The sequence below is a fragment of the Mucilaginibacter sp. genome, assembly GCF_025362475.1.
Taxonomy (GTDB): Bacteria; Bacteroidota; Bacteroidia; order Sphingobacteriales; family Sphingobacteriaceae; genus Mucilaginibacter.
Map to the genome: position 1 here is coordinate 68,312 of NZ_JANYGH010000061.1, position 14,391 is coordinate 82,702.

Consider the following 14,391-nt stretch of genomic DNA (forward strand, 5'->3'; position numbering starts at 1 on the left):
TAAACACAGGCTGCCGGTCTCATCCGGTATTACAACGATAAAAACAGCAACATGAAAAAATCAGCCACCATCATATTCCTAATGTTAGCAGGTATTACTGCCAATGCCCAAACCGTATTTGATCCCTTTACAAACGAGCAGGCTTTTTTTGAGATGATGCACAGCATAGTTATCATTATCCTCGTTTTCCTGGCCTCCTCGTTCGTACTCACACTCATCAAACTATTTTTAGACGACAGGTTAAAACGCACCATTGTTGAAAAAGGCGTTGCCGAAGGTGTAATTGCCCAATTACTACCTGCAAATCAAAAAGGCAAAGAGAACTCGCTTAAATGGTTTGCCATATTAACCGCCATTGCTATCGGTCTTACAGTTGTAAGCTTTTATATGCCATCGGGACTGTATGCCGCCACCGTGATGATATTTAGCATCGCCCTGGGTTTCCTGGGATATTACTTCTTGTTAAAAAGGCTGTAAACTGCGAGAGGCAAATAGAGTCAAGAGTCAAGAGTTAAGACAGCTGCAAAATTTAAACGTCTGCACCTTGGGCACAGGGAAAGCTATGCCCTTTAATTAATCAACCCTCAAAAATTATCAATCATGAAATCGTTTTATTTTTTACTTATAGCCGGTATTATATCCCTTACTATTTGCCTGGCATTTACTATTGCCGATAACGGCGGCCGTACCGATATTAAAATAACCGAAACCCCTAAACTATTTAAACTGGAGGCTTCCTACAATCGCGGTCAGGCCAAAAAGGTAGAGGCTTATTTTAATGAGACTTTAAAGCCGGTAATCGTATTCAAAAACTCCGATGATGTGAATACGAAAATCAACCTGGCCGATAGCAGTAATTTTTGTATCAAAGCCTCTGCCGGATGGCTGCTGGTTAAAGTTGATAAAAACACCAATTCTGCGGCATCCTTATCGCGCCTCAAAAACCTTTGCCAGCAATTAAGTAAAACTGTAATTAAGCCGGAGTAGGTTTAAACCCGTAACAACCCCTTTAATCTTATCGAAATGAAAAAATTGATCATGGTTATTTTAACCATATGGATAACTATTGCCCCGATTTTTGTAAATGCCCAAACAGCAACAGGTAAAATAACAGGTAGGGTATTGGATGCCGGCCAAAAGCCCGCCAGTGGCGCTACTGTAATTTTAAGCGATGCGAGGGATTCGGTCACCCTGAAATATGAGCAGGTTGATGCCGGTGGACATTTTGTTTTTGACGGTGTTAAAGGCGGAGCTTACCGGGTACTGGTAAGTGCTATGGGGTATAATAAATATAAAAGCGACATCATAACCATCAATCAGGAACAACCGCCTATTGTATTAAAAGATATCGTATTGCAAACCGGCCAGGTGGCGCTGAAAGAAGTAAGCATCACGAGCCAAAAATCATATATTGAGCATAAGATAGACCGCACGGTTTTGAATGTCGATGCGCTTATCAGCAACGCTGGTACAACCGCGCTTGATGTATTGGAAAAATCGCCGGGGGTGCTGGTTGATCAAAACGGGACTATCAGTCTTAAAGGGCAGCAGGGAGTAGTTATCTTTATGGATGATAAGCCCACTTATTTATCGGGCGCCGCCCTTGCCGATTATTTACGTGCCCTGCCATCATCAAGCCTGCAGCAAATAGAAATCATGACCAACCCGCCGGCGAAATATGACGCGGCGGGCAATGCAGGGGTTATCAATATAAAAACCAAAAAAACACAGCTTAAAGGCTTCAACCTGGGGCTAAGCCTAAGTATTGGCCAAACCCGCTACACCCGCACCAACAATAGCCTTAACTTCAATTACCGCAAAAATAAACTGAACCTGTTTGGTAACCTGGCTTACACCGTGCGTAACAGCTATGCCGATGTAGCCATCTTTAGGCGATATAAAAATGCCAGCGGCGAAATTACAGGTATTTTCAACCAGGATACCTATAACCGCCGGCAGGGGCATGGTGGCAAGCTTACCATTGGCGCCGATTATTACGCAACACCAAATACAACCTATGGCATAGCGATGACCGGCTTGGCCCGTTATCCTTATTTGCCAAGCACAGGCACGGGCAACCTGTTAAATGCAGCTGGCCAGCTTGATTCAAGCGTTGTTTCAAAAAATATCGAAAAAGGAAGCTTTAAAAATACCGCCCTAAACCTGAATTACAGGCACGAGTTTAAAAAAGACGGTCCGGATATTACTGCCAATCTGGATTATCTTAACTATGCCACCACCAACAAACAGGATTTTGATAATGAAACCTTTTTGCCTAGTGGTGCATTGATAAGCCAAAGTAGCTTAAACGGTAGCCTGCCATCAAATATTAAAATTGTATCGGCCAAGGCAGACTACGGTCATCCCCTGGGTAATGGCATGAAACTGGAAGCCGGTTTAAAAGCCAGCTATACCCAAACTGATAACATAGCCAATTATTTTAATACCGCAAACGGCAATATCACGCCCGATTATGATAAAACCAACCATTTTAATTACAAGGAACATATTAACGCCGCTTACCTTAACCTGAACAAGGATTTTAAAAGACTGAGTATCCAGGCTGGTTTAAGGCTGGAAAATACAAGCTCAAACGGGCACCAGCTGGGCAACGTTATGAAGCCCGACTCGTCCTTTAACCGGACCTATACCAACCTGTTCCCCACAATGTTTATACAATACAAGCTGGATAGCCTGGGCGATAACCAGGTACAGCTAAATTACGGCCGCCGCATTGACAGACCGTATTACCAGGACCTGAATCCTTTTGTTACCCCGTTTGATAAGTTTACCTATTACGTGGGTAACCCATATCTACAGCCATCGTTCGCCAATAAAATTGAGTTAGCTTATATTTTTAAAAACCATATTACCGGTACCCTCAGCTATAGTGACACAAAGAATGATGCCGATGAAACTATTCAGATAGTAAACGGCATTTATTACAGCCGCCCCGGTAATATAGGCCACAAAACGGTTAGCAGTTTTTCTGTAGATGGAGACTTTGAGCCGGCAAAATGGTTGAGCGTACAAATAAATGCCGAAGTAACCCGTATCCACTCGCGCAGTAATTTTTACACCGGCGTGCTGGATACCAAAGGCACATTTGTATACGGCCAGGGTATTTTACAGTTTAAACTACAAAATGGCTTTAACCTGCAGCTGGATGGTAATTACCAAAGCAGCATTACCAATGCCCAGTTTGTTACAGGCGGCAAGGGCGCGTTAAATGCAGCGGTATCTAAGAACTTATCGCCTAAGGTAACCCTTAAATTTAGTGTGAATGATATTTTGTATACTAACATAAACCGGGGAGCCATCAACAACCTGTACCTAACAGATGCCACCTACACTAACCACGGCGATACCCGGTCGGCCTTATTAACCCTCAGTTTCCGTTTTGGCAAAGCTGTAGCCGGGCAGCGTAAAAAAGAGCAAACCGGCGCCGATGCCGAGCAGGGGAGGGTGAAGAATTAGTGCAAGCAGTAATGCGAATAAAAAAGCCGAAAAGTGTTGATTTAAAAGGAAAAATAAGAGGCAAGGTAGGGTACTATCCATTGCTTACGACGGCAGCGGGCAAAATGACACCTTGTTTTTTGGCCAGTTGCAGCAGTTTTTGTTCTGCCTCACTGTGATCTTTAGCCATCACCTGCCCAAAGGCCCTATGATTGGAATATCCCCGCCAGGTTGAATATGTTATTTAACACTTTTATGTTAAAGAGTGAATTGATTGCTATGAACCGCAATCAATTCAAAGTTCGGTATTCATTTGGTGTATAGCCCACGCGTTGTTTAAATAAACGACTGAAATGCTGAGGGTATTTAAATCCCAGTTCAAAAGCAATTTCATTAATTGTTTTGTTGGGATCAAAAATCTTGTTTTTGGCCAGGTCCATGATCTTTAATTGAATAAATTCCAATGCGGTTTTTTCGGTTTCTTTTTTAATAAGATCGCCAAAGTAGTTTGCAGATAAACCCAATTTTTCTGCGCAATAGGCTACATTCGGAAGGCCCATGTCCTGTGCCTTGCCCGATTGAAAATACTCGTTCAGTAAGCTTTCAAAACGTTCAATAATTCCTCTGTGCACGATGTCGCGGGTGAGGAACTGGCGGTCATAAAAACGAATACAATAATCAAGAAATAGTTCAATGTTCGATGCAATCAGTTTCTTGGTATGTTTGTCATAGCCATGCTTTAACTCAAATGAAATTTTTGAGAAGCAATCTAAAACAATCTGTCGTTCCTGCTCTGATATGTGGAGCGCTTCATGCACATCATATGAGAAAAAGGAATAATCGCTCATGTGGCGTCCAAGGGAAGTTCCGAGGATCAGATCAGGATGAAATACCAAGGCAAGCCCCTGCGGCTGATAAAACAGCTCGGGGTTGTTTTCTCCTATAGCCTGGCCCGGCGCCAAAAAGATAAGCGTACCTTCCTGGTAGTCATAATTTTTAAGTCCGTACCTTAGATCACCGCACCGGATCTGCTTCAAAAAAACTGTATAAAAACCATAGCACAACCTGCGGGATGCTCTGGGGGCTGCCTTTGAAAGATCGACTACACTAACAAGCGGGTTCAGCGTTTCCTGATTGTTGAAAGCATTATACTCAGCAACAGTATCAAATTTCAGCATATCATCCATATCAAAACTTTAAAACTATGAATCAAATTTACCTGATCATTAGAGTATTACCTATTGTAATCTTATAAATCGGTGAATTTGGTAGACTTTTCAGTAATCTGTATACCAAATGAGGAAAAAATCATCAGGAACTTTGTATCAGTTAAAAACATAGAAAGGTTAAATCTATTTAGATGAAAAATATAGAAGGAAAAGTGGTTGTCATCACAGGTGCAAGCAGTGGCTTAGGTGAAGCTACTGCCAAAATGTTATCCGCCGAAGGCGCGACCGTAGTACTTGGTGCACGCCGGGCCGATCGCATTGATGCCTTAGCAAATGAAATTAATAATAAGGGCGGCCGGGCTATGGCCTTAGCAACTGATGTTAAAGATGCAGCACAGGTCAAGAAACTCGTTGATACCACAGTGGAAAAATACGGACGCATTGATGTGATCATCAATAATGCTGGCCTGATGCCCCATTCTCCACTGGAACGATTGAAGATCGATGACTGGGATCAGATGATCGATGTGAATTTAAAATGCGTATTGTATGGTATCGCTGCTGCGTTGCCCTACATGAAAGCGCAAAAATCAGGACAGATCATTAACGTTTCATCTGTAGCGGGGCACAAGGTAAATCCGGGTGGTGCTGTTTATTCGGCAACAAAAACAGCGGTTCGTGTTATTTCCGAAGGCTTGCGTCAGGAAGTTAAACCTTACAATATCCGTACAACAATCATTTCACCAGGTGCCGTTGCAACGGAGTTGTCCGACAGTGTAACCGAGCCCGATGTAGCAGCAGGCATTAAACAGTTTTATGATGCTTTCGCCATTCCTGCTGATTCATTTGCAAGATGTGTTGTATTTGCTATGAGCCAGCCTGAAGAAGTGGATATCAACGAGATTCTGTTCCGACCAACCAGCCAAGCAGGTTAAGGGAGACGAAACGGATGCCATTTTCACACGAGAGCTTACGCCCCTAAACGATAGCATCAACCTAATCAATAAAACAAATCAGACTTATGAAAAAAACAATCTTGCTCCTTTTAATATTGATAAGCTTGAATAAGGTGAAAGCACAAACAAATATAATATTGAACAACAAACAGAAAAGTATCGTTGCTATCTCAGCACTTACAGCAAAGGGTAACCTCACTGGCCTGAAGAATGCCATGAATGATGGACTGGATGCCGGGATGACGGTGAATGAGATCAAAGAGATAATGATACACCTGTATGCCTATTGCGGTTTCCCGCGCAGTCTTAACGGCATCAACACATTTATTGCGGTATTGAACGAAAGGAAAGCGAAAGGCGTCAATGACCCTGAAGGAACTGCCCCTCTTATTGCGCCACCCGCTGCCGACAAATATGCATCTGGTAAAAAAATATTAGAACGGCTCACCGGTCGTCCCGAAATCGAACCCAAAAGAGGTTATGCAGCTTTTTTACCGGCTATTGATACTTTACTAAAAGAGCACCTTTTTGCAGATGTTTTTGGACGTGGCGTACTTACCGATCAGGAACGTGAATTAACTACGGTTTCTGCGCTGGTTAGCCTTGGCGGGGTCGATTCCCAGTTATCCGGGCATTTGTCAATCGCTATGCACACCGGCTTAACTGAACCGCAGCTTAAAGAAATGCTGGCTATACAGGAAATTAAAATAGGCAAAACGGAAGCCGATGCCGGTAGGGCAGTATTGACAAGCGTGACCACAAGGAGGCAATAAACCTAAATGATAAAACGATGAACGAAATATCAAGACGTCATTTTATAAAGAGCACAAGTACCCTTGGGGTGGCTTTATGGCTTGGGCTTACGGCAAAAGGTGAAACAAGTAAGGTTTCGGCAATAGCTGTAGCCAAAAACTTTACGCCTTTTATACTCATCGAACCTAATGGGCAGATTACCCTATTTAACACTAAGCCCGAAATGGGGCAGGGTACTTTTCAATCCATACCCGCGTTGATCGCTGAAGAATTTGAAGTTTCGCTTGATCAGGTCATTATAAAAAATACCGGTGGGGAAAAGGAATTTGGGAATGGCCAGCGCGCCGGGGGCAGCACTTCTGTGCGTGGCAGCTACAACGAAATGAGGAAAGTAGGCGCTGCAGCCAAAGCGGTTTTTATTGCTGCAGCGAGTACCGAATGGCAAGTAAATGAAGCTGACTGTTATGCTGAGAATGGCAAGATATTTCACCGGCTTACGCAAAGATCAACGGCTTATGGCGATTTGCTTGAAGAAGCGTCAAAGATAGAACTGCCTAAAGATCCTAAACTTAAAGACCCTAAAGATTTTAAAATTATAGGGAAACAAGCTCATCGCCCGGATGTACCTATGAAAACAAATGGCTCTGCGATATTCGGTATAGATGTTCAAGTACCGGATATGGTTTATGCAACTGTGGAGCGATGCCCCGTTATCGGTGGAACATTAAAAAGCTTCGATCCAAGCGAGGCGTTAAAAATGTCAGGCGTTATCAAAGTAGATAAAGTAGAGCGGATTGTTGGCATCTATAGTTTTATTGGTGTGGCAGTTATCGCTCATTCATACTGGACGGCGATGCAGGCACGTAAAAAACTAAAGATCGAATGGGATACCAAAGGTTTTGAAACTTATAACTCGGCCGACTACGATCAATATTTATGGAAACACGCCGATGAAGAAGGTATGATAGATAAGAATATCGGGGCAATAGACGCCGTTAAAACCTCCGCGCAAAATACGATTGATGCGAATTATGAAACACCCGTAATAGCCCACCATACGCTTGAACCCATGGTTTGCGTGGCACAGGTCACCGGAGATAAAGTAGAGATATGGTCATCCAACCAGGTTCCTAATCTAATAACGGGCTCTGGCGACAATGATGTACCTGCGCTTACCGGTTTTAAGCCAGGTAATGTAAAGTACCACAATAATAACGTCAACATGTTTATTGGTGGTGGTTATGGCAGGCGCCTGTACTACGATTATATTGTAGAAGCCGTAAACGTAGCCAAACTGGTCGATCGGCCGGTTAAAACGTTGTGGTCGCGGGAAGATTGTACAAAACAAGGTGCATGGCGAATGATGACCTTTTCCAAAATGAGTGGAACTCTTGGTGAAGATGGCAAATTGCTGGCTTTCCGGCACAAAGTGATCGGGCCTAATTTTCACGAGTCCCTATTCAAAACTTTTAATAAGACCAGGCTGGATGGGAGCATGGTGGAGGGTATAGGCGCCCAGGACTACGAGATACCTAACATCAAAACATCTTATGTCAAAACAGACTCTCATATTCCCGGAGCAGCATTTCGGTCAGTGGTCAGTTCAACGATTTGCTTTCCCCATGAGTCCTTTGTAGATGAAATGGCCTATAAGGCCGGGAAAGACCCCATGGAATTTCGTTTAAGTATGGTTGCACCCTCCTCTGATACTTATAAGCTGTTACAAAAATTAAAGGAACTATCAAATTGGGATAAGCCGTTACCCGTGGATAAAGGCAGGGGAGTGGCTCAGTGGAAATTTTTTGGCTGCCAACTGGGATATGTGGTAGAAGTTACCTATAACGCTGTAAGCAAATTAATTAAAATTGACAGGGTTATCGCCCTCATTGATCTGGGTATTGTTGTAAACCCAGACAACGTAAAAAACCAGGTGGAGGGAGCTGTGATAATGGCACTTTCTGCTGCCACTAAACCCGGTATAACTTTTAAGAATGGCGTTGTAGAGCAAAGTAATTTTTACGATAATCCGGTGCCGCGTATAAATGAAGCTCCACTTGTAGAGGTGCATATACTGGCCGATGGCGGCAGGATAAAGGGTGTTGGAGAACCTGGAATTCCTCCCTTTGCGCCTGCATTAGCTAATGCCATTTTTGCGGCAACAGGTAAGCGTCTGCGAAAAATGCCTTTTGATTTGAAGATTGGCTGATCGATGAAAGAATGCTACTTTAGATTATAATGCCAACGGCCACGGATTATCCAGATATAGACGCTTATGACTTTAAAGCCTCCAAATAGAACCATCTCCATTTAATGGGAGATGGTTTTTTATTTTCAAGTTTGGTTTCCTTAAGAATGACGATTTTCCGATGAAAAGAAAAATGTTTATGGGCCTGTTCTAATGCTGCGATGCTATTTAATCAGGTTTATTGAATTGCATTTGCAAAAAATCAACTAATTTTCAATAGACGCAATAACAACGTTTTGATAAGCCGGCTTTCGCAATTGTATTTTCAGGCTCTTGAAAAATTTTAATGGGCCTTCTGTTGCAAACATATTGACCAGCCATGCCGGCACGGAGCCTCCCGGATCTACATGTATCGTATACTCAACTTTTAACTGATCAGCCCCGGCTGGTGTAATTATCCATTTTCCGCTGGAATTAACAACCCTGACAATGCCCTTTTTTACCGGGACAAAACCCGGCACAGCGGGGCCCTCAACAGTAACCACTTTAGTATCCGGATTTTGAGTAATGATTAAATGAGCAACAAAATCCCGGTTCTCGGCGGGCCAGGGTAAACTGATTTCCGAATAATAGTAAAGTTCCGTCGACGATACTTGTTTTAGCAGCACACAAGATTTTGTATGATATTCCCAGTCAGGGCTGGTCTTCACATCCATTAATAAGGCCACCAACTGGGATGCAGTCGCTTTTAAATCGCATTCCACCCTAACAGCTTTGATCTTTGAATCAGGCACTATGCTGGTGTATACTCTTATTTCTTCCTTTTCAGTACTAAGTTTCCAATCACTCTGTCCGAATGCAAGACTCAGCTTCAATATGAGAAGAAATGATATATAGATAAATTTTTCCATTGAATGAATTATTTCACTTGTTTAATGGTCCCAAAAAGGCCGGTCTTCATAATTACTTAAAAACATAATGTCGCGCTGGTTCTTATATGCGTTTACAACATCCATTCCGGTTGTGGTTACTATTCCACTTATCAGGCAGGCAAATAACTCATCTGCTGGTTTCCTTTTAAGATGAGTAGGGGGAAATGCCGCGGGATTTGATATGATGGCTAAGCTTTCGAGAAAAAACCTCGTTATTATATCAATATCAAAATCCTTGCGATACAAACCTGTTTTTACGCCACGTTCTATATTTGCTTTAACGGTTTGATGAATGAACTGGGTTTTGTGTCCTTTAAATTTTTCATAGGCCAATTCATGATTTTTTTCGAGGTCGTAAACGATTGCCGGATTTAAAATATTGTAAAGCTCCATTGCGTATACCAGCAAGAAATACAACTCAATAATGGCGTCATCACTTTTTTCAACAAGAATTTTACAGCGAAAGATGTTTTCATCTATTGCCGTATCTACAAATGTCTCTACCAATGAATCTTTATTGGAGTAAAATTGATAAATTGTTTTTTTACTGATCCTTAGATCAGATGCAATATCATCCATACTAATGCTACGAATGCCGTAACGGCTAAAAGGAGTATGCACTTTGTCGGCTATTTTTTTTGGGATGTCCATTGGTTGGAAATGTTGGCTTTAATAAAAAACTGAATTAACATGGTTGAAAGCTGGCATAACATCATTTGACTTTAACATTCATATCATCGATAACACTTTTGGATTAATCTCCTGGTTATACCACTTAAAATGCGCCTGGCTTGCAAAAGGAAACATAGATTGTTAATGTGAGATAACCTTTCCCTGACCACGGCTTACAGCAGTTATGAAGCTATTCGAGCGCTGTAATCAATTATTTAATGCTATCTGAGAAATATAAACAACAGGTTCGAAGCCAGACGATATAAAAATATGCGGTTGATCCGGATTGATTTTACTTTCGATATCAAGCTGCTCATTATTGTACCTTCCAGATCTCCTTTATTTTCACCTACCGAAAAGTAGATGATAATGATTACGCAGATGAACATAATGCTATGTGTAAATTCAAATATTGTTTTCATGATTTTTTTGTTTAACCTGTCTATATCGCTGTAAAAAAAGATTTAACATTTCTTAAAGAAAGCGACCAAGCTGAAAGATTCAGTTAAATGTAATTTCATTCACTTTTTGGGTCGGATGATTAATCTTAAGGTGGGGTCATTTGTTATCAAACTCCAGAACCAATTGCAGGCCAGTTTAGCTTTGTTGCCGAACCCCACAATTGGGATGATATGAACAAATAACCAAACAAACCAGGCTGGCAATCCTTTAAAAAAGGTCTTCGGTAAATCAACTACAGCCTTGTATTTCGAGATAATAGCCATACTTCCTTTGTTTTTATATTTGAATGCTTTTAATGCCTGCCCGGATTGTAATAGCTTAAGATTTAAAGCGAGATGAATCCCTTGCTGAATAGCAACCTGTGCAAGTTGCGGGTGCCCGTTCGGATAATCCACATCTGTTGTTTGAAGGCATTGATCTCCGATTGCGAAAATATTTTGTGTGCCCTTTACCTTGTTGAATTCATCAACTATAATTCGCTTGCCCCGGCCCGTAGATGTGTCAGGAAGCCCGGGCGCTTGTCGCGCGATAACGCCAGATGTCCAAACCAACGTTGCGGCGGAGATGCATTCTCCTGTGGAAAGGCAAATATCTCCATCAATATAGTCCTTGACAGCGGTATTTAATTTTATCTGCACACCTAATTTATTTAATACCTTATAAGCCTCTGCCTGCGATTTTGCGCTCATCGGACCGAGCAAGGCATTTCCTGAACTAATTAAATAAATATTGGCGTTGGTGTTTTTAAGCTCAGGGTAATCTTTATTAACAAGTGAATGAATCATTTCTGCCAACATGCCGGAAACTTCCACACCTGTTGGCCCACCTCCGGAAATAACAATATTCTGCAGTTTTACCTTATCGACCGGGTCATTTGTTCTCACAGCTTTCTCGGCATTCAACAATAAATGGTTACGAAGATGAATTGCATCATCAATGGTCTTCATGGGCAAGGCATGCCTTTTTATATTCTCCAAACCAAAATAATTGGTCTCAGTTCCCATTGCAAGTATTAAACAGTCATAATATAAATCGCCATCCGACGTCTCAATTCTGTTGCTTGATGCTACAATGTTTTTCAATTCACCGAGGTGAAAACGAAGGTTTTCTTTGTATTGGAACATTCTCCTAAACGGGTAACTTATATTTGATGCTTCGATAAAAGCCGTAGACACCTGGTAAAGCAGCGGTGGAAAAAGGTGATAATTATTCTTATCGACAAGCGTAATATCAATTAATTGGTTTCCGGCAAGTTGATTTGCGAGATTGAGACCCGCAAATCCTCCTCCAATGATTATTATTTTCATATGATTTTCTTTTTTAAAACTCCTTTAGCGGAGCGTTTTCTATCTTTAGGATGATACTTTTTTATTTCGACCTATTGGCCTGTCAGGATTTGCAGATCAGAAACTGCCATCAAATAAGACAACTGTGCGGCATACCTATCAGCCTCGGATTTTGCCAGGAAAGACTTTGTATTGAGTAAATCAGTTTTTACATTAAGACCGGCAACCTGCTTGTTTTCTTGTATTTTTAGTTCCTCCTTTTGGTAGGAAACCACCTTTTGCGCCACTGTGATCAGCGCCAGTGACTGATTAATTTTCCTGTAAGCCTTTTCGATATCATTATTTACCTGCTGTTGGGTATTAAGAATACTTTCTTCAGATTGCTTTAGCCGAAATTGTCTCTGTTTTACTATCTTTTTGTTTGAAAAAATATCCTGCAGGTTCCACTTCAGATTCACCCCAATATATGGGTTACTGGAAGGTACTATAGCACTTCCGAATACATAAGAATAGCCGCCAACCAAACCGATATCCGGTATATTACTTTGCCTGGCTGCTTTTATTCCCAATAAAGCTTTCGATTTGTTCAGGTTAGCTATTTGCAGGTCGGCGTTTGAATTAGATGCTACATTCTTATACTCCTCCAAACCATTTACCTGTTGAACAGCCGGCTCAATTTCTGCAAGTTTCAATGAACCCGCATTTACACCGGTTACGTTAATCAGATCACCTATATAATCCTGAATCTGTATGTTTATCTTTAAGACGTTTTGTTCTTCGTCGGCGATATTAGCCTGCAATCCTGCTTTATCTGCATGGATTGTTTTACCGGCTAATAGAGCATTTTCAACATCTGTATATTTTGACTTAGCTAAGGCCAGCTTTGCCTCCGCTTCATCCAGTTGTTTTTGTAAAATCAACGTTCCGTAATAAAGCTTTACTATGGCCTGCTTTATTTGCAACGACGTTTTGAATTTTTCCTTTTCGGTTAATATCTCGTCCGTCTTGTCTGCTTTTAGTAACGTGCTGATTTTGGCCTGCTGGGTGATAGGCTGATAAACCGATAATCCGGCGCCATAATTTTCGTGTTTACCTACATTAAAACTTCGGTCAGTGTTAGGAAACGACGCACTATTTGTTTCCCCAAGCGTGCCTTTAGGAATCGTGATTTCTCCCAAATTGAAAACGTGTTGATAGTTACCATTCAGGGTAGGTGTAGGGTACCTCTTGATTTCATCTTCTTTAGTTTTCTCCTGCTTTTCTTTAATTTCCCACTGTTTTATTGCTAATACGTGGTTATTCTTTAATGCAGAATCTTGTAATTGTTGCAATGAATATGATTCCACGTTTTGTGCGTGCAACAAGCTGCTGCGGCATAAAAAAGTAATGGATAGCAGTAAAAGACATTTTATGTATTTTTTCATTTTACGGTGGCTTTAAATTTTTTTTAATTGATTGGTTTTGGCTTTATCCAGGAAATGTATAGTACAGGAACAGAGATTAATGCCATAACCATGCTCCATATCACGCCAAATGCCAGTACACTTGCAAGAGGCGCCCACATGGCGGATCCTGATATGATCATGGGTAATACACCAATTGCTGCTGCCATAGCAGTAAGGAAGATGGGCCTTAAGCGCCTTTTTCCTGATTCTATAGCCGCCGCTTTTAAATCAAGTCCGTGCTTCATCAGTTCATGGGTATGGTCAACCAGGATGATTGCATTACGTACTACAATTCCCGAAAGCGCTATCAAACCAATAAAGGATGTGAAACTGAAGTAGTTTCCGGTAAGATAGAGGCCCATGATGGCGCCAAACAAACTTAGCGGTATTGTAAGCATCACTATTGCCGCCTCTTTGAGATCGCGAAATTGGAAAAGAAGAATAAAAAATATCAGCACAAGGCTCACAAGCAATGCGGTAATTAATTGACCTAATGCTTCTTTTTTGTTAAAATCTTCGCCGCCATAATCAATGCGATAGCCGTTGGGCAGTTGTAGTTTAGCTATCTCAGGCTGTATAGCCGCTAATAATTCCGACGGAAGAACATCCTGTGTTGTTTCGCTTTGCACGGTGAGCGTCCTCACACCGTTGCGGTGCATAATGCGGCCGGTCTGCCAGCGAGGTGTCAAATCAGCTATTTGCCTTAGCGGAACATTAGCGCCGGTAACAGGGGATCTCAAATAAATATTCTGAAGATCATTAGTGGTCTGCCTGTTTTTTTTATCTAATCTAAATATAATATTTACCGGATTATTGCCTTCATACATTGTAGAAATAGCGGCACCGCTAAATCCGGTGTACACCGATTGAGAGATACCGGTAGTAGTATAGCCCAGGCGGCTGGCTTCTTCTTTTAATTTTATTCCTATTCCATAATAATCTTCTGCAAAGTCGCTTCTCACAAAACGACTGCTTTTTGCTTTTTTAATAATATCACTTACCTGGGTTGCAATAGATTTCAGATGATCAATATCTTCCCCTATAATTCTAACCTCTACCGGTGCTTTGAGCGATG

13 protein-coding genes are annotated in these 14,391 nt (G+C 41.6%); 6 read left to right on the forward strand and 7 right to left on the reverse strand.

All coding sequences use genetic code 11. The features are described from left to right. Window positions 1–51 precede the first annotated feature (51 nt). The 3 genes from Q0R88_RS21210 (at window position 52) to Q0R88_RS21220 (ending at window position 3,477) form a co-directional block, all read left to right on the forward strand. Window positions 52–477: a hypothetical protein gene (locus Q0R88_RS21210; RefSeq protein WP_295720130.1), complete on the forward strand. Its 426-nt coding sequence runs from the start codon at window positions 52–54 to the stop codon at window positions 475–477. 123 nt (window positions 478–600) lie between these two features. After that, entirely contained in the window at window positions 601–987 is a 387-nt protein-coding gene (locus tag Q0R88_RS21215; RefSeq protein ID WP_295720132.1) for a hypothetical protein, read from the forward strand. 36 nt (window positions 988–1,023) lie between these two features. Further along, entirely contained in the window at window positions 1,024–3,477 is a 2,454-nt protein-coding gene (locus tag Q0R88_RS21220) for a TonB-dependent receptor (protein WP_295720133.1), read from the forward strand. A 269-nt stretch (window positions 3,478–3,746) separates the two neighbouring features. On the opposite strand, the gene Q0R88_RS21225 is transcribed toward Q0R88_RS21220, so the two are convergent. Continuing rightward, the gene (locus Q0R88_RS21225; protein WP_295720135.1) at window positions 3,747–4,643 is read right to left on the reverse strand and encodes a helix-turn-helix transcriptional regulator; all 897 of its coding nucleotides are present in this window, start codon (window positions 4,641–4,643) and stop codon (window positions 3,747–3,749) included. Window positions 4,644–4,816: 173 nt separating this feature from the next. On the opposite strand from Q0R88_RS21225, the gene Q0R88_RS21230 reads away from it, so the two are divergent. The 3 genes from Q0R88_RS21230 (at window position 4,817) to Q0R88_RS21240 (ending at window position 8,540) form a co-directional block, all read left to right on the forward strand. Next, window positions 4,817–5,560, forward strand: a complete 744-nt coding sequence (locus Q0R88_RS21230) for an SDR family oxidoreductase (RefSeq protein WP_295720138.1) — start codon at window positions 4,817–4,819, stop codon at window positions 5,558–5,560. A gap of 86 nt (window positions 5,561–5,646) precedes the next feature. After that, the gene (locus tag Q0R88_RS21235) at window positions 5,647–6,354 is read left to right on the forward strand and encodes a carboxymuconolactone decarboxylase family protein (RefSeq protein ID WP_295720139.1); all 708 of its coding nucleotides are present in this window, start codon (window positions 5,647–5,649) and stop codon (window positions 6,352–6,354) included. 17 nt (window positions 6,355–6,371) lie between these two features. Continuing rightward, window positions 6,372–8,540: a molybdopterin cofactor-binding domain-containing protein gene (locus Q0R88_RS21240; RefSeq protein ID WP_295720141.1), complete on the forward strand. Its 2,169-nt coding sequence runs from the start codon at window positions 6,372–6,374 to the stop codon at window positions 8,538–8,540. Between the two features lie 245 nt (window positions 8,541–8,785). Here Q0R88_RS21240 and Q0R88_RS21245 read toward each other — a convergent pair whose 3' ends face one another. The 6 genes from Q0R88_RS21245 to Q0R88_RS21270 all read right to left on the reverse strand — a co-directional run. Beyond that, window positions 8,786–9,430 carry an START domain-containing protein gene (locus tag Q0R88_RS21245; RefSeq protein ID WP_295720144.1) on the reverse strand — a complete coding sequence of 215 codons (645 nt, stop codon included), beginning with the start codon at window positions 9,428–9,430 and terminating at the stop codon, window positions 8,786–8,788. A gap of 21 nt (window positions 9,431–9,451) precedes the next feature. Then, a complete protein-coding gene (locus tag Q0R88_RS21250) occupies window positions 9,452–10,102 on the reverse strand; it encodes a TetR/AcrR family transcriptional regulator (protein WP_295720146.1) in 651 nt (216 codons plus the stop codon). 242 nt (window positions 10,103–10,344) lie between these two features. Next, on the reverse strand, window positions 10,345–10,545 hold the full coding sequence (locus Q0R88_RS21255; RefSeq protein ID WP_295720148.1) for a hypothetical protein: 201 nt from the start codon (window positions 10,543–10,545) through the stop codon (window positions 10,345–10,347). Window positions 10,546–10,644: 99 nt separating this feature from the next. Continuing rightward, a complete protein-coding gene (locus tag Q0R88_RS21260) occupies window positions 10,645–11,892 on the reverse strand; it encodes an NAD(P)/FAD-dependent oxidoreductase (protein WP_295720150.1) in 1,248 nt (415 codons plus the stop codon). A 71-nt stretch (window positions 11,893–11,963) separates the two neighbouring features. Beyond that, entirely contained in the window at window positions 11,964–13,295 is a 1,332-nt protein-coding gene (locus tag Q0R88_RS21265; RefSeq protein ID WP_295720151.1) for a TolC family protein, read from the reverse strand. A 23-nt stretch (window positions 13,296–13,318) separates the two neighbouring features. Next, window positions 13,319–14,391: efflux RND transporter permease subunit (locus Q0R88_RS21270; RefSeq protein WP_295720152.1), on the reverse strand; the 1,073-nt coding region annotated here is incomplete at its 5' end.

Bases quoted from the DNA above. Each gene is read 5' to 3' on its own strand.
- Q0R88_RS21230 (WP_295720138.1), top strand. From the start codon at position 4,817: ATGAAAAATATAGAAGGAAAAGTGGTTGTCATCACAGGTGCAAGCAGT.
- Q0R88_RS21255 (WP_295720148.1), bottom strand. From the start codon at position 10,545: ATGAAAACAATATTTGAATTTACACATAGCATTATGTTCATCTGCGTA.
- Q0R88_RS21215 (WP_295720132.1), top strand. From the start codon at position 601: ATGAAATCGTTTTATTTTTTACTTATAGCCGGTATTATATCCCTTACT.
- Q0R88_RS21245 (WP_295720144.1), bottom strand. From the start codon at position 9,430: ATGGAAAAATTTATCTATATATCATTTCTTCTCATATTGAAGCTGAGT.
- Q0R88_RS21235 (WP_295720139.1), top strand. From the start codon at position 5,647: ATGAAAAAAACAATCTTGCTCCTTTTAATATTGATAAGCTTGAATAAG.
- Q0R88_RS21225 (WP_295720135.1), bottom strand. From the start codon at position 4,643: ATGGATGATATGCTGAAATTTGATACTGTTGCTGAGTATAATGCTTTC.
- Q0R88_RS21210 (WP_295720130.1), top strand. From the start codon at position 52: ATGAAAAAATCAGCCACCATCATATTCCTAATGTTAGCAGGTATTACT.
- Q0R88_RS21260 (WP_295720150.1), bottom strand. From the start codon at position 11,892: ATGAAAATAATAATCATTGGAGGAGGATTTGCGGGTCTCAATCTCGCA.
- Q0R88_RS21265 (WP_295720151.1), bottom strand. From the start codon at position 13,295: ATGAAAAAATACATAAAATGTCTTTTACTGCTATCCATTACTTTTTTA.
- Q0R88_RS21220 (WP_295720133.1), top strand. From the start codon at position 1,024: ATGAAAAAATTGATCATGGTTATTTTAACCATATGGATAACTATTGCC.
- Q0R88_RS21250 (WP_295720146.1), bottom strand. From the start codon at position 10,102: ATGGACATCCCAAAAAAAATAGCCGACAAAGTGCATACTCCTTTTAGC.
- Q0R88_RS21240 (WP_295720141.1), top strand. From the start codon at position 6,372: ATGAACGAAATATCAAGACGTCATTTTATAAAGAGCACAAGTACCCTT.